Below are 20,353 nucleotides of genomic sequence, written 5' to 3'. Positions count from 1 at the left end.
TGGTAGTCCGGGTAAATGCTTCAAAAGGAGACACCCACCATGCGCTTAGGCATCGACTTCGGGACCTGTTTTTCCAGTGCCGCTTTCCTCGATGGGGAGAGTATTACGCTGATCAAAGATCCTACCTCGCTGGGCTATTCTGTTCCCTCCAGCGTCTTTCTCACACCACAGGGACAGATGCTGGTAGGCAAAGCCGCCAACAACCAGCGATTGCGTGATCCGCTCCGCTATCGACGCGAGATCAAACGTGACCTGGGCAACGCTCGCCCTGTGTTGTTGGGTGAACAAGCGTGGCTCCCAGATCAACTGGTCATGCATATCTTGCGCAAGATCAAGCAGGATGCCGATGCCTTCATGACCAAATCCCCCTTCACGGGAGCTGTTATCACTATTCCCGCCACTTATCAGCAGCACAAACGCGATCTCATGCTCCAGGCGGCAACCGAGGCTGGTTTTGTCGAGCAAGAGATCACATTGCTGGAAGAGCCTGTGGCGGCAGGGTTGTACTATACGCGCTTGAACCAGGTGAAGAACGGCGATATTTTGCTGGTCTACGACCTGGGTGGTGGTACGTTTGATACGGCTCTGATGCAAAAGGCGGGAGAGAGCTTTACATATCTAGCAACGCCAAGTGGTCTCCCGCGCTGTGGAGGAGCAGACTTCGACCGGGCCATCTATCAGGATCTTGTTAACAAACATCCTGAACTACGGAGTGCTCTTCAGGGTGCGAGTAGACCAGCCTTGATGGCACGTGCCACGCTGGGAGAACAGTGCATCGATCTCAAGCATCAGCTCAGCGAGTCTGAGGTAGCCGAGATCTCATTTGTTGTGCCTGGCACTGGTGATTTCATCGACTATCGTCTCACGCGTACAGAATTCAACCAGATGATAGCCACAGCTGTGCAGGAAACGATGACGTGCTGCCAGCAGATGCTCCAACAGGCGAACATCAAACCAGAGCAGATCAACCATATTCTACTTGTTGGCGGCAGTTGTCGTATCCCCTATGTGCAGCAGATGCTCCAAAAAGGGTTCCCTTGCCCTATCGTAGCACACGACCTCGAACTGGTCGTGTGCATGGGGGCGGCGCTTTACACACCACAAAAAAACTACGAAGTTTCGCCTGCGGCTGATAGATCTGGCTATACATCAATCAATACTGCTCTACACAAAGCTAAACCAAAGACGCGGATTCTTGTCCATCCTGGAACCTACCAGGAGCACCTGATACTGGAGAAAGACATCGAGATTATCGGCATTGGTTCACGGGAGGAGATTATCATAGAGTCCATCGGCGAGCCATGTATCACGATGTGGACAGAAAATGCCCTGATCCGTGGTATAACGCTACAGCGACTGGAGGATGAAAATATTTCCTGGAGTGATGAAGATAGTGATGAGCATGCAAGTGCAGTCTACATTCCACAGGGGAATCTTTGCTTGGAAGACTGCGACATTACTTCAGGAAGTGGTGTAAGCATTGAGATGACAGGGCGAGGCACAAGTGCAGAGCTACATTCTTGTCTCATTCATGATAGTGCATCCACTGGTATTCTCATCCATGGTGGAGCGAAAGGACTTATTGAGGACAGTGATATCTTTGATAATTTAGCTGAAGGCATTGCCGTTGTGAACGGTGAAAGCACTCCTGTTCTTAAGTCATGTCAGATTCATAACAACAATGACAACGGAATCTATATAGAGGATGTAGCGCAAGGACTTATTGAAGATTGCCATATTTATGCCAATAATCGGGCAAGTATACATATCACAGGTTCTAATGCAACTCCTACTATCAGGCGTTGCAAAATTCATGATAGCAATAAAGAAGGAATCCGTGTAGATGACGAGGCAGTGGGAACTATTGAAGACTGCGACATCTTTCAAAACGCCGATGCTGCCATACTCATAGCTGATGCTGGAACGCATCCCAGGATCATACACTGCCCTATTCATAACAATACTGGTGTTGGTGTAAAAGTCAGAGACGGCGCGCAAGGAACTATCCAGGAGTGCGATATCTTCGGGAACGAGAAAGCGGGTATCTCCATTGCCGATGAGGAGAGTAATCCTACAATCCTGCAATGCAAGATCCATGATGGCAACGGTGCAGGGATTAAGGTCAAACAGGGAGCGCAAGGGACCATTCAAGAGTGTAACATCTTCGGGAATGAGGGAGCGGGCATCTCCATTACTGATGAGGAGAGTAATCCTACAATCCTGCAATGCAAGATCCATGATGGCAAAGATGCAGGAATTGAGATTGGACAAGGGGCACGAGGCCAGATTGAAGGTTGCAATATCTCTGGCAATTATACGGAAGGGATTATCATCGTGGGCGAGGAGAGCTATCCGATAATAAAAACATGTTATATCCACGATAACCATGACGACGGGATCTATCTCTCCAATAATGCTGGAGGCCTCATCAAAGGCTGTGACATTTATGATAATACGGAATATGGGGTACATATTAGAGAGTATGGAACCGAACCGACATTTGATCACTGTCAAATGTACAACAATGGAGACGATGATCTATTTGTCGGAGTAGGAGCAGACCCAACAATTTTGACCTGTTACATCAAAAATGATTCCAGCAAAGAAGACTATCCTTCTGTGAGACAAACATTGCGCCGCTTACGGTAATTCATAGATCATCACCTGATACGTAGAGAATGGAGATCTCACGATGGCTACATACGAACACAAGAAACAGAGCGCATTGCAGTTAATTCGGACTGCTATCTCATTTGCCCAGCAGACAAAACAGAAAGAGTCTGTCAGCTTGCTGGAAGATGCTGCACGACGCCTGGATGATGGAAAATTTATGGTGGTGGTGTGTGGCGAGTTCAGGCGCGGGAAATCAAGCCTCTTAAATGCACTCTTAGATGAGATGGTCGATTTCTTTCCCGTCGATCTTAATGTAACGACTAATCTCGTGACAACTATTACGTATGGTCCAAAAGAAAAAATCACCGCCGTGATTGGCGAAGCTAACTCAGATAAGGAGACGACGAAGAGCATCACGCGAGCAGAAATTCGCAAGTATGTGACAGAAAAAGATAATCCGCGCAACAAGCTTGAAGCACGGCTGATAGACATTGAAACGCCCAATTCCCTGTTGAAGCGAGGGCTCACGCTGGTAGATACGCCGGGAATAGGTGCGCTTTATACTCAACATTCAGATATTACCTATTCGTTCATTCCCAATGCAGATGCGATTCTTTTCGTTAGCGACACGATCAAGCCTCTCTCTGAGGTCGATCTGGAATTTATTAAAGAGCGTATTCTCCCCTACACGCAGGATATTATCTTTGTTTTAACAAAGAAAGATTTCGTGAAAGATTATCAGGTAATGCTGGAAGAAAACCGCCAGAAACTGGCATTCACGCTCGATCGGCCGATCGATCAGATCATGATTATTCCGGTCTCCAGCCTGGCTAAACGCGACTATTTGAAGTCACGCTTCCCTGAAGATTTAGCAGAGAGCAACTTCCCGTTACTTGAAAGCGCACTCTGGCAATTTGTCGGTGCGAATCGTGGACGCATCATGCTTGCGAAGGCATTGACGACATTGAGCCGAGTTGTGGGCGATCTGCGCCGCCCATTGCAGGTAGAATATGGCACGTGCCAGGAGCAGAATCAGCAGAAACTTGATGAGATTGGAGAGAATTTAGAAGAAGTCCGGCTATATTTACAGCGATTACAGGAAGACCGAGCTGAGTGGCAGACCCAACTGCATTACGGAATGGAAAGTATTCAGAGAGATGTACAACTTCAATTCGATCGTGGATTTGCAAGCATTCGTCATAATGTGGACGGCTACGCTCTCAACGACCAGATCATAGACAACCCCGCGCTAGTGCTCGGTCCTTTGCAGACTGATATCAATGATCTGCTCTATGGTCTGGACCGTACCATAAATCAATTAGCATCTGATCTTCAGGCTCGTCTTGAGTTTATGACTGGTCTCTCGTTAAACCCATTCGAGCCTGATGCACTGGCTCAACATTCGAAAGCACTTACAATTAGCGGGATGCCACCCGTTCCACAAAATGACTCTGCGGTCCGTGATGTAATAAACGTTGCGCGCAATACGAGTTTCTTAACATCAGCAGTAAAAACTGTAGTAGGTTTCCTTGGCAAATTTCTGGGGATGGGATCTATAGGAATAGGTGCTGGCCTGGTTGCTACAGGAGCCAGTTTGTTTATCAATTCAAGTGAACGAAAACGGAGAATGCGTGAGATAGGGAGACAACATCTGAACAAATATTTGCACGAAATGCTCATCGATGTGCAAAGAGAACATAATCACAATTTGTTTAAGACTCTCAGAGGATTGGAACAAGCTATGCGTAGTGATCTTTTGGATAAGATCAAACGCGAGAAGCGGAGCCGGGAGCAAGCCCTGAAATCCTTCCAGGAAGCACGAAATCTAACTGCGTCACAATCTGCTGCTCGTATCGCCCTCCTCAAAGGGCCGTTGCAACAGCTTGATCAACTGCAGCGTAACATCGAAATGCTTGCTCAGTCGATCACATCGCATGACGATGATCTACCTGCGACACAAAATGGTCCAGCCAATAAGCCTGATCCGTCTGAGCCAGGTAATAAGAGTAGCCAGAACAGGTGGGCCGATTCAGATGAGTGAAACAGCATTACAGCAACGTGTTGATAGGCTCTTCGAGTCCGCCATAGAGGAAACGGGCCAGAGTCATGCTCTTAAGAGCATGAATCGTGAATTGAGGTTGGCACACGAGCGCATCAAACAACCTATGCGTGTAGCCATTGTTGGATTGATTAAGGCTGGAAAGTCTACATTAATGAATGCGCTATTGGGAGAAACAGTTGTTGCAACTGGCACAGTGGAGGCGACATTTAATGTCAACTGGCTCAAATACGGACAGAACCCCTCACTGGTAGTGCATTTTAAGGATGATCGTCCTCCAGAGCCAAAGTCTTTGGATGATCTTGAACAATTGACGCGTCGTTCGGATGCATATCGCGAGTACTTGCTGGCAATCAAGTATATCGAAGTCTTCTATCCAAATAAGATACTGCATACCATGAATCTGATCGATACCCCTGGTCTTGCATCTTTTTATGGAGCCGATTCAGACAATACGAGGAAATTTCTTGAACTCTATGGGGAGGATTTGACAGCGACAACGCATCAAGAAGCTGCAAACGCTGATGCTGTACTTTATTTGTTCAGTCATAGCATTGCAGCAGAGGATACGCTGATGCTGGAAATGTTCCAGGGACCTAAAATGGGCCATGTTAACCCTATCAATTCCATTGGTGTACTGACGAGAGTCGATGCTTTCTGGCCACAATGTGATGATGCACTTGATGGTGGACAAGAGATCATAGCAAGCCTCCAAAACGATCATCCCCATCTGCGTCGTTTGTTCTACTCGATTCTGCCCATGTGTGGTCTGCTGGCCTGGGGCGCTCAAACGCTCACGAACGAGGAGTTCACTATACTACTTGAACTGGCGCAAATCTCCGAGGGGCGCTTTAGGCGGATTCTCAGAGATGCTGCCATGTTTACGACACGAGAATATGACGATGTTCCAATCTCTCCCATCCTACGTGAAGCAGTGCTGGATCGTTTGGGACAATACGGTATATGGCAGGCGTATCGTATTCTTCAGTCGGGGGTAAACGATCAAGAGACACTTACCCAGGCTTTACTCCGTACTAGCGGCTTACCAATGCTCAAGGATTTGATTCTTTCTCACTTCGGCAATCGAGCCTTTCTCATCAAGCTCGACACGGCCTTGCGCCAGATTGAGATAGCTTGCTTTTGGGCCAGACAACGTGAGAGCATTCAGGGTCAGGATCGAGAGATTCTGAAAAGAGTTGAGACTGGATTTGGACAATTACGCGATCAGGAACAGGGCTTTTATGAATTGAGCGTCCTGCGCGATTACTACCAGGGAAAATTGCCATTGACAGAAAACGAAGTGCAACACCTGCTACAGGTCACAGGAGAACACGGCCTCTCTGATCGTCAGCGTTTAGGATTGCCTGAGATCGAAGGAGAACTCACGGAATCTGACTTGAGGGAAATGCTTGCAAGGGCGCGCGAATATGCTGGCTACTGGCGGCGGCGAGCAATTGATCCGGGGGCGAGCCGTGAAGTTGAGAACGCTTCCGGGGTGTTAGGTGATGCCTATGATCGCATTAGTTATCAACTGCTGGAGACGATGAAACTGCATGGATTTACAGTGTAAGGAGATCCCACAATGCGCTTAGGCATCGACTTCGGGACCTGTTTTTCCAGTGCTGCCTTCCTCGATGGGGAGAGCATTACGCTGGTCAAAGATCCTGCCTCGCTGGGCTTTTCTGTTCCCTCCAGCGTCTTTCTAACACCACAGGGGCAGATACTGGTAGGCAAAGCCGCCAACAACCAGCGATTGCGTGATCCGCTCCGCCATCGACGCGAGATCAAGCGTGACCTGGGCAACTCTCGCCCTGTGTTGTTGGGTGAACAAGCCTGGCTACCAGAGCAACTGGTCATGCATATCTTGAGCAAGATCAAGCAGGATGCCGATACCTTCATGACCAATTCAGGACGTCCCACCTTTACGGGGGCTGTCATCACCATTCCCGCTACCTATCATCCGCATAAACGCGATCTGATGCTCCAGGCCGCTATAGCAGCTGGCTTTGTAGAGAAAGAGATTACATTGTTGGAAGAGCCGGTAGCAGCGGGTTTGTGCTATACAGGTTTGAACCAGGTGAAGAATGGCGATATTTTGCTGGTCTACGACCTGGGTGGTGGCACCTTTGATACAGCTCTTATGCAGAAGGTGGGAGGGAGTTTTCAATATCTGGCAACACCGAGCGGCCTCTCACGCTGTGGAGGGGCAGATTTTGATCGAGCCATCTATCAAGATCTTGTCAATAAACATCCTGAACTACGGAATGCTCTCCAGTGCGATAGTAAACCATCTCTGATTGCGCGAGCTTCTCTGGGAGAACAATGTATTGACCTGAAGCATCAGCTCCGCGAGGTAGACGAGGCCGAGATATCGTTTGTTGTGCCCGGTACTGGTGACTTTATTGAATATCATCTCACCCGTACGGAATTTAACCAGATGATCGCGACTTCTGTACAAGAGACGATTACCTGCTGCCAGCAAATGCTCCAACAGGCGAACATCAAGCCGGAGCAGATCAATCACATCTTGCTAGTGGGTGGTAGTTGTCGTATTCCGTATGTACAGCAGATGATCCAGCAAACCTTTAAGAAACAATCGATCAGTGCGCCGGATTTAGAACTGGTGGTATGCCAGGGGGCGGGGCGCTACGATGCATACCGCCAGGCACTAAATCCATTATCAACAAAAACTATACGGATCTTCAAGCCTGAAGAGTTAACATTGCTGCGCACCCTCACCGACCACGTAGTGAGCGGTGTAGCGATCAGTCCAGATGGAGAGACGCTGGTGAGTGGGAGTTTGGATAAGACGATCAAGGTATGGAATCTCGCGACAGGGCAACTACTGCATATCCTTACCGGCCATACTGGCATAGTGAGCAGTGCAGCGATCAGTCCAGATGGAGAGACGCTGGTAAGTGGGTGTGATGAGATGATCAAGGTGTGGCGCCTCGCGACAGGGCAACTACTGCATATCCTTACCGGCCATACTCGCGGAGTGAGCGGTGTAGCGATCAGTCCAGATGGAGAGACGCTGGTGAGTGGGAGTGATGATAAGACGATCAAGGTATGGAATCTCGCGACAGGACAACAGTTGCGTACTCTCACCGGCCATACTCGCGGAGTGTACAGTATAGCGATCAGTCCAGATGGAGAGACGCTGGTGAGTGGGAGTGATGATGAGACGATTAAGGTATGGGACCTTGCGACAGGGCAACAGTTGCGTACTCTCACCGGCCATACTGACGTAGTGTACAGTGTAGCCATCAGCCCGGATGGAGAGGCGCTGGTAAGTGGGAGTTTGGATAAGACGATCAAGATCTGGGGAATGCAGCCAGATGATAGATCCCCACAGCCCTAAGAATGAGGTCAAGAGAATTTGTGGCTGTTGTGCGCTATCAGGTTTACCTCCTGCCAGGACTTTATGGCAGTGCCACCTATGGTAGATTACCCGCTGCTGACAGGAATATGGATTTTAGGCATGGTTCATCGAAGATGGGAGAAACAGAATGGACGTGAAATGGATTGTTTCCTTGCTCAGAAATATGCGTCAGACGAAAGTGCTGGCTATACGTGCGGAAGCACTGGCCCGCGATCTCAATAAGTTACCGGCTAGTTCTCCTGAATCTACACAGGATCTCGTCGCAATCCTACAATCGACCTGTACATTGTTAGAACGTCTGACAGAACAGCAAGCGACCTTGTTGGCACCGTCTCCAGCCAAAGATAAACAGGATTCTAGCCAGCCACCTGTTGCCCAGAATAAGCAAGCAGCAACTGCTTCACCATCTATTTCCAATAAAGATGCAACGCTATCGACCACAGCAAAAGAGCTGATCAAATTGAGCGATTGGGTACTGCTGGCAAAGGCGGGAGGCACCTCCGTTCAGCCGCAGGTATTGGAGGAAATCTATCGTCGGTTGACGCATGCTCTGGAGACAGAGGGCGTGATGCTCCTCAATGCAGAAGGTCCCTGTGACTATGAGCGACAGATGATCGTAGGCACAGAGTCGACAGATGATCCGACACGCAACGATTATGTGCATAGTACTGTGCGTCCTGGTTATCTCTTTCACGATCAGTTGATTCGTCCCCAGGAAGTCATCGTATACACGAGCTGAATCTAGGTTGAATATACCGGTGTCCTAGTGTCGATTTCGGTACCTGATTCTCCAACGCTGCTTTGTTGGATAGGGCGGTGCTTGTCTTTCTCTAAAAAAAGTCCAGGTTAAAAATGTTATTAAAGCGCAGAACAATATGCAAAATCAGAATAAAATATAGTAAAATGAGTGCGATGAACAAAAATTCATGAAAAAATCTAAAATCCGATTACCCCAATGATAACGTGTCGGGATCGGTCTACCTGACCAACCTCGCGGCTCTGACCACAACGCAAGATGCGTCTGGGACGCGATATGGGTGCCACGCGAATTTCTATGGCGTCAACAGTGCATTTAATACCGCTCCGACCTTGCCGGATGTGACGCGTTCGGAAGACCACACGGGGTATAGCGACCCGAGCAATGGCTGTCTGGCACCTGGTTCCTTGATTGTCAATCAAGCGAGTTTTGATAGCTCGGGCGTGCCGGTCGCGACGCTGGATCCTGATAGTCATCAGGGATGTACCGGCGGATCCACGAAATATACCGCCTGTGCCTCCTATGATGGTTTTGATGCCCACGTAACCAAAGCCTACAATGCCAAAAATCAGATGGTGCAGACCGATTACAACGGCACGGCAACTGGCGGGTACGGGCAGTGGGTGATGGCCACCAAGGACGCCAACGGCCAGACGACCGCCTACCAGTATGATACTCTGGGACGACTGACTGCGGTGGCGGCTCCCGGTGACACGCTGACCAGTCCGACAATTACCTATACCTACAAGAACACCTGTACCCAGGGTTCGACGGCCCCATGCCTGGAACTGGATACGACCACGCGCATTGTGAGCGACGGCACGCAAACCGTGACTACCCAGCAGTGGTACGATGGGCAGGGACGGCTGATCGAGACCAAAACGCCCGGACCCAATCTGTGGTCAAAAGTGCCCAAGATCCCTTCAACGCTCATTACCTACACGATCTACGATAACATGGGGCGCGCTACCACCAAGAGCCTGCCTTATGCCATTTCGTTGCTGTCGGGTACCGGCTACATCGCGCCCAATCTGGCGCAAGCTCGTACCGTCACCAACTACGATGGCCTGGGGCGCTCGTTAGGAACAGCGACCTATCAGGATGCCTCGACCATTATGCTCTCGACCAGCATCTCCTATCAGGTCGCCAACGCCTTGCCCAGCTTCAACAAGGAGCAGTCGACGACCCCCTTTGAGCGCACCATCACCGTGGATGCGTACCATCACCAGCAAATCAGCTATGCTGACGCGCTGGGACGGCATCGCTACGATCAGGTCTTTACCGGGACCAACCCCTATACGGTGGTGCGCACGATCCAGTACAACCGGGACACTGTGGGCAACCTGGTGTCGACCAACACCATTGATGCCACCTCCACCATCGTTGCTTCCCAGCAGACCACCTATGACGGGGTAGGCTGCAAGGTGGGGATGAACGATAGTGACTCCGGTAATAACTGGGTTTACAACTATGATGGCTATGGCAATCTGTTCAGTCAGACGGACCCACGCGGCCAGAGTACCTATGTCAGCTATGATCTGCTTGATCGTCCGCTCTGTAAAGGCACGACATCGGCAGCGGTCAATCCGTGTAGTAGTAGCGCGTATGCGACCTTCTTCTATGATAGCTATGACAAATAGCAGCAACACCGGCGTGGCTTTCCCATCGGGGTGTACGGCACCGACTGGTTCGTTTGCTTCTGATCCCATTGGAAACGAGACGGCCGACACGTTCCGCTCGACCGCTGGCAGCGGGTGGCGCTGTTCGGGCTACGATGAGAGGGGACGTCCCGATCAAAATAGCCTCTCGGTGACGGCCGATGGTACCATCACGACCCAGACCGTCAATGCCTCCTACAACGATATGGGGCAACTCACCACACTGGTCTATCCCGATGGTGAACTGGTCACCTCGCAATATAACAGTAACGATTACTTGCGTTCGGCCTACTTTGGCGGTGCGGGCACGAGCGATCCGGCCACGTTCCTGGTGAGTCAAGTCAGCTACACGAACGGTGAACAACTCTCCGGCATAGCTTTTGGTGGTACGGGCCTCACGACGAGTATGCCGACCCCAACGTTCTCGACGAGCTTATCCTATAACGGCCGCTGGAGCCAGACGCGAACGTATGACAATGCGGGCAACGTTATCAACTTGAACACGACGGTTCCGACCACCACCAATAGCACCAAGACGGATAGTCAATCGTTCTGTTACGATGATCTTAACCGCCTGGTGTGGTCCAGCAATGCAGGGACCTCAACCGGTGGCAATTATTGTGGCCTGGCCCCCAATGGCACGACCGTGGGTACCTACCAGCAATCCTACAGCTATGATGCCCTGGATCGCTTAACCAACAGACCATCTGGCAGCGAAACCTATGGTATCCTCCCAACGCACGGCGCGATCACGCTAGGCAACGTTCCCAACCAGTATGCCAGCTATGATGCGATGGGCAACATGACGTGTCGCAACGTCTGAATGGTAGGAGAAAACCATTCAGCTTTATATTTCTTATATTAAATCTTTGCTGTAATTTTAGTTCCGCAATATCCGCAAAATAGATCTTCATGATTCATATATTGTTTACAGATTGGGCAGTGGTTATTTGTGAGCTGGGTTGGAATATTTTCTTCGTTCTCCGCTATTGTTGTCGCAAGGTAGATAGCGGGAATACAGGGTGTCTTAGCTGCTTGTACACGACGGGGAGCTGCAATAGCGAGTGGCATATTTGTAAAAGGTTCTAATTTGGGCTTTTGTTGTATATCAATGTAGTAACCACAGGCAGTACAATTTTTTGTGCTACTTTTTTGTTTGGTGTGGCACGCTGGACATGAGTATCTTTTCACTCCATAGGTTTCGGCGATGATAATCATGATGGCAACCAAGATGGTGGTACCGATCAGGATGATGATTGCTTGCGTTGTGTGTGACATGTTAAGCTCCCTTTTTATTTCAACAGGTTGATAGGGACAATGTAGATTGCACATTGCCCCTGATGTAGCCATGTTATAGTTCTGCTTGCTGCTCTACATTTGTTTGTAGATCTTCTTCGTGTTGTTTGAGCCAGGCGCTGCACGTGGCGCGGCGTGCTTTGGCGCGTTGGGCCAGGTCTCGTGCTGATACGGGTTTATCGTTTCTCTGCTCTGCTCTTTCCTCCAGCAGTTCCGCATAGGCTTGCGCGATCCGTTGTTCCGCTGGTTCCGTTTCTGGTTTGAGTTCTTCTGCGGTCGTGAGCAGGAAGAGTTTGGGGGGCTCGTCGCTAGTGGGTGTTTCAGGGTCCTTTTCTTCGCTGATATTCCGGATAACGCCTTGCAGTGCCTGGCTAGTTCGTTGTAGTCAATTTGCGGGACCGCTTCCTGTTTTTCCTGCTTTTTGTTTTCTTCTTTGTGCCAGTCGTCGCGAAGCTCGTTGAAGGAGAAGTTTTTGAGTCGGGAGGTGAGGAGGAAGCCGATGACGGCCACGGCACGCAGGGCGGTCATGATCCAGAGAGGAATGACGCCGGAGACGCCTTTGTCTGAGACGGGGAGGCCAGCGGCGTGTCCGAGGGCGTCGAAGTGGGTGATGAGCCCGGCGACTGTGGCGAGCAGGGCCGTGAGCGTGAAGAAGATCGCCGCGCGTATCTTGTCGCGCTCCCGCAGAGCCTGGAAGGCGTTGATGAAGACGATGCCCAGGCTGGAGTCGATGGCGATGGCTTGCGCCCATGCCCAGGCATCTGAGAGGGCAACGTGCCCCTGCATGACGCTGCCATCGGTGAGGAAGTTGGCGGTGCTGACCACGATACCTGTGGCCAGCAGGAGCTCGCTGGTCTTGGTGACGAAGTTGAAGATGAACTTGATGGTCTCATCATACCAGTGCAGGGTCGCAAATGCGTGCAGTCGTGAAGTATTTTGTGTGCTCATTCCGTGTACCGTTCTATGCTATTTTTGTGGCCTTTGGAGACCTCAAAACGCTGCTTTTGAAATTGGATGTCAAATTGGCTGTCAAATGGTACTTTGCACTTTCGAGGAGATCCTCTGAACCAGCTCCCCAGGCTCATTTATGTGGGGTGCCTTTCGGTCCCCTGTTTGATACCAGTCTTACCAATTTCGCTTCATCGTGGGGAGCGCAGAGGATGTCTTTTCTAAAGAGTACCCCTTATCTTTCAGGTCTCCATATAAGTGGGTCAATGACATATGGACTGTCTCTGTCAAAATTCGGTATACGGATGAGTGCGACCTGTGCTGTACACAATGCGGTCTATAGTGTTTAAACATGGAATAACTGGAGAACACTGGGGTATGAGAACAAGTACAAGTCCGTGCCGTCGCCCATTGGCCCAGGGATCTCGACACATCGGGTCAGCTCGGTGTATGCTTTGCGCAAGCGGCCAAGTTGTTTTGTGCTGTTCTGCTGTGCTCATAGCACACGTGAGGAATGGCCCCAAATCAAGAGAGGGGAAAGGCGACAATAGTGGAAGCGAAATACACACCAACGTTGGTGAATATTGGTGGGCGCCGACTTGCTCTGAAAACTGCGGGTGAGGGCGTTCCCACCGTTGTATTCGAAATGGGCCTGGGAATCGCCGCCAGCACTTATGACACCATTGCCGGGCAGATCGCCGCGTTGACACGCGTCGTGTGGTACGATCGGGCTGGCCTGGGACAAAGCGACCCTGCACCCATCCCAAGAACTATTCAAGATCTGGTGCTGGATCTGCACACGCTGTTGCAGAAGGCTACTCTCCCCAGCCCCTATGTGCTCGTTGGCCATTCGATGGGAGGGCACATCGTGCGGCTCTATCGTGAGCGCTATCCCGACGAGGTTGCTGCGCTCGTGCTCATCGATGCCTCGCATGAAGATCAGCGCGAGCGCTATCTCGCGGTCCTGCCTCCCCAGCCCAATGCATGCCCTGATCTTGCCCATCTACGGCATATCTGGGAGTCGCGTTGGGTCGATTCCAGACAGAATGCCGAACAGATCGACAACCTTGCCAACAGCGCCCTGTTGCGTTCTTGTCACAATCTGGGCAATCTTCCCCTGGTAGTGTTGAGTCGGGGATGCCCAATGCGGGACCCGGCGAAGTACCCTTCTGGCTTGATCGAAGCAATGGAACGGCTCTGGCTCCAGATGCAACGAGAATTGGCGCAACTTTCTTCTCAAAGCTGCCATCTCATTGCCAGCAAGAGCGGACACTTGATCCATGAAGATGAACCGACATTGATCGTTGATCTTGTCCGGCAGATGGTCGTGCAGGTACGAGAGCAGATGAAACGCTGATCCGACGCATTTCACTAGCTCTTCTAAATTCATCAATATGTTTCTCTGGATGCTTGTGGTATCACAACAATGAAGACATGGTTGCGATACCGAGAATCAAAGTGGTCAGAACTGGTAAATGCTCTACTAAGTGAGCAAGTCTGGCCCGCAAACGTGAAACATTGCTCCCAATCTTGAGCACTAGGGCAAAATTTCCTGGAAAAGCTGCATCCCATCAGGTCTACTTTTTCCAAAACCTGTAAATGGCGTTCCTCTATCTTTGGATTGACGAACTGTTGGTCTGCGAAAGACGGACGCATATATCAGGCGAGGATGTCCATGGCCGCGCCGGAAGTACTGTATCTCTCCTCTACCGATCCAAGCGTCCCGGATCGGGTTCGCCAGTTCGCCCAGGGCTATTTAATTCTCAGCAAAGAGAGAAAAAAGAGGCGAAGGGCTAGGATGGGATGCGCATCGAAGACGCGCATCTGGCTCGCCACGTTGGTGACGCCTAGCCAATCAAACAGGGCCAACAGAAAGCTATTGAGAATGGCCATGATGCGAGGAGCAATGCCTTTGCGGACCTGAGAGTGGTCCTCACGCAACGTCATATCACGCCTCCAATGAAGCCGATTTTCAATGGTACAATCACAAATGACAAATTTTGCTTGAGTCGGCTGAGATATCTTCCCAAAAGGTCAGCACGAAAAGGCTTCCCACATGAGAGACAATACGCTTCAGAGACCATCAAGATCATAGATTGCCCGAAGGTAGAAGTCTATGAACAAACGACAATGGAGCATCCATCATTCCACGATTGAGGCTCCTGGTGCTGAGCGTCGATGGGATCAAGCCTATCAGCTGCTTCTCCAATGGAGCAGGCCATCTTCGCCTTCCACCTTCCAGGAGTCAGGACACCGGGAGGATGACAATGAACATCGCAGTCTACGTCCGCGTTTCAACGCAACGACAAACACAGACACAAACGATCGAACAACAACTCGACAGTTTGCACAACTATCATGAAGCACAAGGCTGGCCGTGGCAAGAGGAACACATCTTTCGTGATGATGGCTACAGCGGGGCCAAACTGCGTCGTCCGGGGCTAGATCGGTTACGAGAGCAAATCGGACGGGCCATCTTTGATCGCGTAGTGATCACGGCCCCTGATCGACTGGCTCGTAACTACGTGCATCAGATGCTGCTCATTGAAGAATTTGAACAAGGTGGATGTCAGGTGGAGTTTGTGGATCGTCCCATGAGCCATGATCCCCACGATCAACTTCTGCTCCAAATTCGCGGAGCCGTTTCCGAGTACGAACGCAGTTTGATTGCCGAGCGTATGAGGCGGGGACGACGTCAGAAGTACCTGGCAGGTGGGTTGCTTCCTTGGACCCGCGCACCCTATGGATATCGGGTTGATCCTGCCCATCCCCGTGATCCGGCAGGGGTCCGTCTTGACCTGGCAGAAGCCGCGGTCGTGGCAGAACTGTTCTCAAGCTACCTGCAAGAAGGCAAGAGCTTAAAGGCGGAAATCCAACGCTTAACAAACCTGGGTGTGGCCAGTCCTGCCGGGAAAACCCGATGGAATCAGGCCACCCTCCGAGGCATTCTTACCAACCCTGTCTACACGGGAACTGTCTACATTGGACGCAGTCGTCCTACTGAGGCTCGTGGACGACACTCAGCCCTGGTCCCTATTGGCCGAGGTCGAGGAGGACATGTCCAGACGAACCAGGAGGAATGGACTGCCATCACTCAAGTTCCAGCAGTGATCAACCAGGAGCAATTTGATTTGGTGCAACAAAAACTGGTACACAATCAGCAATTTGCCCGTCGCAACAATACCGCCTATCCCTACCTGCTACGTGCCATGGTCAGTTGTGGGACATGTCGGCTTGGCTGTATTGGTCGCAGTAGCCGCGGAGGCTATGCGTACTATGTCTGTGTGGGCAAAAGCCATGGAACTATCTCGCACCGAGATGAAAAATGTCCAGCACGTTCGATTCCTGTTGAGCAACTCGATGAACTGGTCTGGCAAGATGTCTGTGAGATACTCACGCATCCCAACGCCATTACCACTGCGCTCGCTCGTGCTCAAGGTGGGCTGTGGCTTCCTCAAGAACTGCAAGCTCGTCGGGAGAATCTGCGCAAGGCGAGAGTTAGTTTGGAACAGCAGATGGAACGGCTAACGGATGCCTATCTGGCGAATGTGCTTCAACTCGAAGAGTACAAGAGACGCAAGATTGAATTGGAACAGCGCCTGTCTGTTATTGCCGAACAAAAGCGGCAATTGGAAGCTACTGTGGGATGCCATGATCAGCTTGCTGGAATGGTGCAATCGATTGAAATATTCTGCCAGCGCGTTCAGCAAGGGCTCAGTGCCGCCACCTTTGAACAGAAGCGGCAGCTCATCGAATTGCTTGTTGATCGTGTCATCGTCACGAACGAAGAGGTTGAGATCCGCTATGTGATCCCAACCTCTTCCAAGGGCGAAACGACTCGTTTTTGTCATTTGCGATTAGACTATTTCAATGGCCCAGTGATCCCTGATCAACTGAAGCAACCGCTGCGGATTGGCTTGGGAGGGGGTCAGGCTCGTGATGCCATAGACCCACTCCTGCGTGCAAGAGAGCGCTTTGCTCACGCGGCGTCTGAGGCGAAAGACCTGTGCAATGCCTGGCCACTCATGGCCCAGAAAGTCGTTGAGTTCGGTGCTAGCTACCAGCGTTCGCACTTCCAGTCGTCCATGTCCTTTGTCCACGGTCTCTCCTTCTCGCCAATCTCGACAGTCCAACGGTGGTTCGCTGAAAAAGAGCTGCAAATCTTCTTGTAAGGTGGGTTGATTGCCTTTGGCGAAAAGCACATAGTCCCCACCAGAGGCCAGAATGCTGGCGCACACAGAGGCATGGGTATGCAAGGCATCAGCACTCACAATGCGCCCTTTGACGAACTGCGGGATCAGCACCTCGCCCACCCGACTTTGCTCCCCCTCTTTTTCCTGCACCACTTGCTCTTTGAGAATCACGCCAGTGTGGGTTTCATAGACATTGACTTGATGGACCTTCTTTTGATCTTCTGCCAGATGCTGCTGGGTTCCTCGCAACGTTTTGCCATCCAATGCGATATGTTGCTGTTGACCTGGCTCTCGGTGAGGAGCCTGCACACGCGTGAGCAGGGCCATCAAAACCGCATTGACTTGTTCAGCATCGACGGCTCGCAAGACGTTACTGTAGGTGGCGGCACAGGGAAAGCTCGCTCTCACCCCAGGGAGCATCTCTTGCAACCAATCTGCCCGCAATCGTATCCATTCTGTTATGGCTTGTAATGTTGTTTCTCCTGCTGCCTTTGCCAAGAGCACATAGGTCAACACGAGTGAGAGCGGATACCTTTTTCCCTGCTCGCGGCGTCTATCGGTGAGCTGTTGCATGGCTTCATAGATCGAGAGAATCTCTTTTTGGGTCTTCCATCTAGCCAATGGGATGCTTTCTTGCGGTATAATAGGCGTCATTGTGGATCATTCCTGCTTTCTGAGCGTTTTTTTGGTGAACTCATTGTAGCAGTCAATGATCCCTTTTGTTTGTTCTTTCTTCTCTCTCTGACAGAATTAAATAGCCCTGCAGTTCGCCAACCCATCCTTGACAGGATCATCTCTCTGCCTGTATAGTAGTAAAGTATTCACTCGTTTTTTGGGGAGGTTTTGACATCTATGCCAGTGTGCTGCTAACTCCATCCTGGTTCCTGTTCAAACAGTGAAACAGACGTGACCATTCTTGCTTCCATCTATCGCGTGTCTCTCATCAGGCATGAGCGCTCAGCCATTCTACGCCTGGAATGCCGCAGGGCATGATTGCTGCTCGACGGCCCTTCTGGCGAAGCCGGAGCCGAGACGGCGGATAGTGATAACGCAAGCATGTGATGGTGCTCAGAGATATGGAGAAGCGTGCAGCAAAGAGGTGTCAGGCATGGAACTCTGGCGAACGCATCGCTGATGTTCCCCATCCACCATACGCACCCGCAGATGGATGCCATCTTTTCCCCTGTCGCGGCATCCGCCTCTTCGATCATCGTGTAAGCGATGAGCCTTTTCTCTCTCCTCCCTTTTTCTGCCCCATCGTGTCCTTGCGCGTGTTGATACGATCGTACTGTTTTTTCTCGAAGACAAAAAGCAAGGAATACTTATCATGACAGAACATCAGCTTTCGCTCCTCCCCTTCTACGCGGGTTGGGGTATCTACCAGCAGCGTCTGGTCGCGGCCATCGCGCCCCTTACCGGAGAGCAGCTTGCCTTGCGCACCACGCCGCAACACTGGTCAATTGGCATGTACGCGACGCATATTGTCGCCAATCGCGCCTGGTGGTTCCACGCACGGATGGGCGAGGGGAGCGCCGATCTTACTTCCCTCGACTTATGGGCTCTGGGAGTCTGTGAGGGGGACGTGGATCCATTACATCCGGCGGCAGAACTGGTTGCCGGACTTGAGAAGACCTGGCAGCTGATCGAGAAGACGCTTGCCCGCCTGACCCCTGCTGATCTTGAGCAGGTCTTCCCGCCTCTGGATGAGGCGGAACGCGTGCGTCACGCGAAACTTGTAGAGCCTTCGCTCCAGCCATTCGCCCAGATGTGGTTGGAGAGGGAGCGTCTGGCGGGAGAAGTGAAACCTGCACATTCGCGCCAGTGGATCATCTGGGGGGTGCTCGAACATGACATTCATCACGGTAGCGAAATCTCCACCACTCTCGGCGTCCACGGCCTGCCAGTAGTCGAGTTGGATTAAGAACAGGAACGTCTTCAGTTCCCCTCTCTCATGGGTGGATAGGTTGCGCATGATGCAGTCGCTGAAGCTCCAAGGTCGCCCCTGGAGCTTCAGTGACATTCCATCTGAGAAAGCGACCCTGGATTGGGTCGCCTTCCTAGCTTTCATCGTTCGTAGCGGCGTGGAGACCCACCTGCCTTCAGGCGGTGGGAGGAAACGCCACCTCTCCTTTCTGATAACTATAGCCATCGCATTGATGAAGCATCTGGCAGTAGTGATAGCTAATACCTTGAATGATCCCGGTGCTGGTTGTCACGTTGAATGATCCACTCACCCGAACCGCGACACGTCCGACATAGGTGCCCACTTTTTTGCCCTTGGTCACAACGGCTTTGACGATATCGCCTGTTTGAAACCCTTTGACCTTCTTGGCTCCTTTGGCGGAAGTGCGCGGAAACCCATACTTGTCTGGCAAGCACATTTGCCTATTGCCGTGTCCCGTTGCTTTGATCAGCAAGGGTACAATATCTTTCGCAATGATCCGTTCAGGTGTAGACTTGCCAACACATGCAGCATCAAGCCAATGCGTCTTAGGAAGCTCTCTGCTTGTTCGATTAAACTTCGTCAATCCACCAGTGCCTACTTCAACAGGCAAGCCTGTTGCTTTCAAGCGTTCAAAGAGCGCCCAGCGTGTCGCGTTGACTGCCGCCGCGTCCTTGAGCGGTTTCTTTGCCTGAGCCTCGATACGCTTCAACACCTCAGGTTTCTTCTTGAGGAAGTCTTTGATATCTTTGGTTCCTTTGGCCGTGTTGCACTTCTCACAGGCCAGAGTGAGATTGCTTATGCGATTCGTGCCACCGTTAGCGCGGGGGTGAATATGCTCTATCTGTAAAGGCACATCTGTTTTTCCGCAATAGGCACAGTGACGGTTCCATTTTTCGAGCAAATATTCTCTCACCTCATATCCTGCTAGAGTGCCTTGCTGATACTCCACTCCTTTCACTTCTGGATTCTCCATCAACTGTGTATCAAATCTTACGAGTTCCTGACTGATAGCTTGAATAGGGCAAAAACGAGAAAGGCGACGAACCCAGGTCAATATATTAGCAATCCGGCTCTCTAGGGAAGGTGGAAGCCAGCCATTCTTTTTGTTTTTGCGATTTTGCCAGCGAGCTTTTCTATAGCGGTTTTTTCGTTGTCGGCGTGAACGTCGGATCGCACGTCTTGAGTCAAGAGCATCTTTGATAACATGTCCACGATGAGAAAGCTCCGCCGCAAAAACCACCTCACCTGATGTATCGTCTACTATCGCAATACCAGTTGTTTTGCTGCCAGGATCAAGCTTGATCCGAAGTGGCTTTACGTGTGTCTGTTCTATGGTTTTCTTGAGAATAAGTGTAAATGGATATCTCCTATACACTGCTGCCTTGCCTTGTTTTAACAAGAGACGTGCATACCCGGGATGCACCGGGTCTAATGGCTTACCAGAACTATCTACTACGAAAACTTTGCTCAAGATGAGCCTCCTATTGCTAGGGTAAGGTTTG

The 20,353-nt window shown here is 51.0% G+C and carries 14 protein-coding genes and 1 pseudogene; 10 read left to right on the top strand and 5 right to left on the bottom strand.

All coding sequences use genetic code 11. The annotated features are described in order from the left end of the window. Positions 1-39 precede the first annotated feature (39 nt). From JMI88_RS01310 to JMI88_RS01280, 7 genes are all read left to right on the top strand, one after another. Positions 40-2,649, top strand: a complete 2,610-nt coding sequence (locus JMI88_RS01310; protein WP_201359946.1) for a right-handed parallel beta-helix repeat-containing protein — start codon at positions 40-42, stop codon at positions 2,647-2,649. Between the two features lie 43 nt (positions 2,650-2,692). Then, positions 2,693-4,654: a dynamin family protein gene (locus JMI88_RS01305; protein WP_201359945.1), complete on the top strand. Its 1,962-nt coding sequence runs from the start codon at positions 2,693-2,695 to the stop codon at positions 4,652-4,654. Next, positions 4,647-6,242: a dynamin family protein gene (locus tag JMI88_RS01300; protein ID WP_201359944.1), complete on the top strand. Its 1,596-nt coding sequence runs from the start codon at positions 4,647-4,649 to the stop codon at positions 6,240-6,242. The genes JMI88_RS01305 and JMI88_RS01300 overlap by 8 nt, the downstream gene beginning before the upstream one ends. Before the next feature lie 12 nt (positions 6,243-6,254). Further along, the gene (locus JMI88_RS01295; protein WP_201359943.1) at positions 6,255-8,033 is read left to right on the top strand and encodes an Hsp70 family protein; all 1,779 of its coding nucleotides are present in this window, start codon (positions 6,255-6,257) and stop codon (positions 8,031-8,033) included. 148 nt (positions 8,034-8,181) lie between these two features. Further along, positions 8,182-8,793 (top strand): nucleotide exchange factor GrpE, encoded by a 612-nt coding sequence (gene grpE, locus JMI88_RS01290; RefSeq protein WP_201359942.1) that lies wholly within the window; start codon positions 8,182-8,184, stop codon positions 8,791-8,793. 224 nt (positions 8,794-9,017) lie between these two features. Further along, entirely contained in the window at positions 9,018-10,451 is a 1,434-nt protein-coding gene (locus JMI88_RS01285; protein ID WP_201359941.1) for an RHS repeat domain-containing protein, read from the top strand. Beyond that, complete coding sequence (locus JMI88_RS01280) at positions 10,432-11,292, top strand: hypothetical protein (RefSeq protein WP_201359940.1); 861 nt, start codon at positions 10,432-10,434, stop codon at positions 11,290-11,292. Before JMI88_RS01285 ends, JMI88_RS01280 begins: the two co-directional genes overlap by 20 nt. 38 nt (positions 11,293-11,330) lie before the next feature. Here JMI88_RS01280 and JMI88_RS01275 read toward each other — a convergent pair whose 3' ends face one another. Together JMI88_RS01275 and JMI88_RS01270 are read right to left on the bottom strand one after the other, a co-directional pair. Next, positions 11,331-11,747, bottom strand: coding sequence for a hypothetical protein (locus JMI88_RS01275; protein ID WP_201359939.1), 417 nt, complete (start codon positions 11,745-11,747; stop codon positions 11,331-11,333). Between the two features lie 93 nt (positions 11,748-11,840). Further along, positions 11,841-12,713, bottom strand: coding sequence for a hypothetical protein (locus JMI88_RS01270; RefSeq protein ID WP_201359938.1), 873 nt, complete (start codon positions 12,711-12,713; stop codon positions 11,841-11,843). Positions 12,714-13,263: 550 nt separating this feature from the next. Here JMI88_RS01270 and JMI88_RS01265 point away from each other — a divergent pair. Next, positions 13,264-14,070 (top strand): alpha/beta fold hydrolase, encoded by an 807-nt coding sequence (locus tag JMI88_RS01265; RefSeq protein WP_201359937.1) that lies wholly within the window; start codon positions 13,264-13,266, stop codon positions 14,068-14,070. A gap of 395 nt (positions 14,071-14,465) precedes the next feature. Here the strand turns inward: JMI88_RS01265 and JMI88_RS01260 are convergent, their stop codons facing one another. Next, a complete protein-coding gene (locus tag JMI88_RS01260) occupies positions 14,466-14,660 on the bottom strand; it encodes a hypothetical protein (RefSeq protein ID WP_201359936.1) in 195 nt (64 codons plus the stop codon). A 314-nt stretch (positions 14,661-14,974) separates the two neighbouring features. Here JMI88_RS01260 and JMI88_RS40475 point away from each other — a divergent pair. After that, positions 14,975-16,084: pseudogene (locus tag JMI88_RS40475) on the top strand (recombinase family protein); the annotation flags it as partial. Positions 16,085-16,570: 486 nt separating this feature from the next. Here JMI88_RS40475 and JMI88_RS40470 read toward each other — a convergent pair. Continuing rightward, entirely contained in the window at positions 16,571-17,479 is a 909-nt protein-coding gene (locus JMI88_RS40470; protein WP_373323727.1) for an ISAs1 family transposase, read from the bottom strand. Positions 17,480-18,233: 754 nt separating this feature from the next. Here JMI88_RS40470 and JMI88_RS01245 point away from each other — a divergent pair. Continuing rightward, positions 18,234-18,827 (top strand): DinB family protein, encoded by a 594-nt coding sequence (locus tag JMI88_RS01245; RefSeq protein WP_201359934.1) that lies wholly within the window; start codon positions 18,234-18,236, stop codon positions 18,825-18,827. Positions 18,828-19,005: 178 nt separating this feature from the next. Here JMI88_RS01245 and iscB read toward each other — a convergent pair whose 3' ends face one another. Then, positions 19,006-20,322 carry an RNA-guided endonuclease IscB gene (gene iscB / locus JMI88_RS01240; protein ID WP_201359933.1) on the bottom strand — a complete coding sequence of 439 codons (1,317 nt, stop codon included), beginning with the start codon at positions 20,320-20,322 and terminating at the stop codon, positions 19,006-19,008. Positions 20,323-20,353: the final 31 nt, after the last annotated feature.

It is taken from the genome of Dictyobacter formicarum (assembly GCF_016587435.1).
The sequence above is the reverse complement of the archived record's forward strand: the minus strand, read 5'-3'. Positions and strand labels throughout refer to the sequence as shown.

Coding starts and splice junctions, on each gene's coding strand:
- JMI88_RS01310 (WP_201359946.1), top strand. CDS start 40: ATGCGCTTAGGCATCGACTTCGGGACCTGTTTTTCCAGTGCCGCTTTC.
- JMI88_RS01305 (WP_201359945.1), top strand. CDS start 2,693: ATGGCTACATACGAACACAAGAAACAGAGCGCATTGCAGTTAATTCGG.
- JMI88_RS01300 (WP_201359944.1), top strand. CDS start 4,647: ATGAGTGAAACAGCATTACAGCAACGTGTTGATAGGCTCTTCGAGTCC.
- JMI88_RS01295 (WP_201359943.1), top strand. CDS start 6,255: ATGCGCTTAGGCATCGACTTCGGGACCTGTTTTTCCAGTGCTGCCTTC.
- grpE (WP_201359942.1), top strand. CDS start 8,182: ATGGACGTGAAATGGATTGTTTCCTTGCTCAGAAATATGCGTCAGACG.
- JMI88_RS01280 (WP_201359940.1), top strand. CDS start 10,432: ATGATAGCTATGACAAATAGCAGCAACACCGGCGTGGCTTTCCCATCG.
- JMI88_RS01275 (WP_201359939.1), bottom strand. CDS start 11,747: ATGTCACACACAACGCAAGCAATCATCATCCTGATCGGTACCACCATC.
- JMI88_RS01270 (WP_201359938.1), bottom strand. CDS start 12,713: ATGAGCACACAAAATACTTCACGACTGCACGCATTTGCGACCCTGCAC.
- JMI88_RS01260 (WP_201359936.1), bottom strand. CDS start 14,660: ATGACGTTGCGTGAGGACCACTCTCAGGTCCGCAAAGGCATTGCTCCT.
- JMI88_RS40470 (WP_373323727.1), bottom strand. CDS start 17,479: ATGCAACAGCTCACCGATAGACGCCGCGAGCAGGGAAAAAGGTATCCG.
- JMI88_RS01245 (WP_201359934.1), top strand. CDS start 18,234: ATGACAGAACATCAGCTTTCGCTCCTCCCCTTCTACGCGGGTTGGGGT.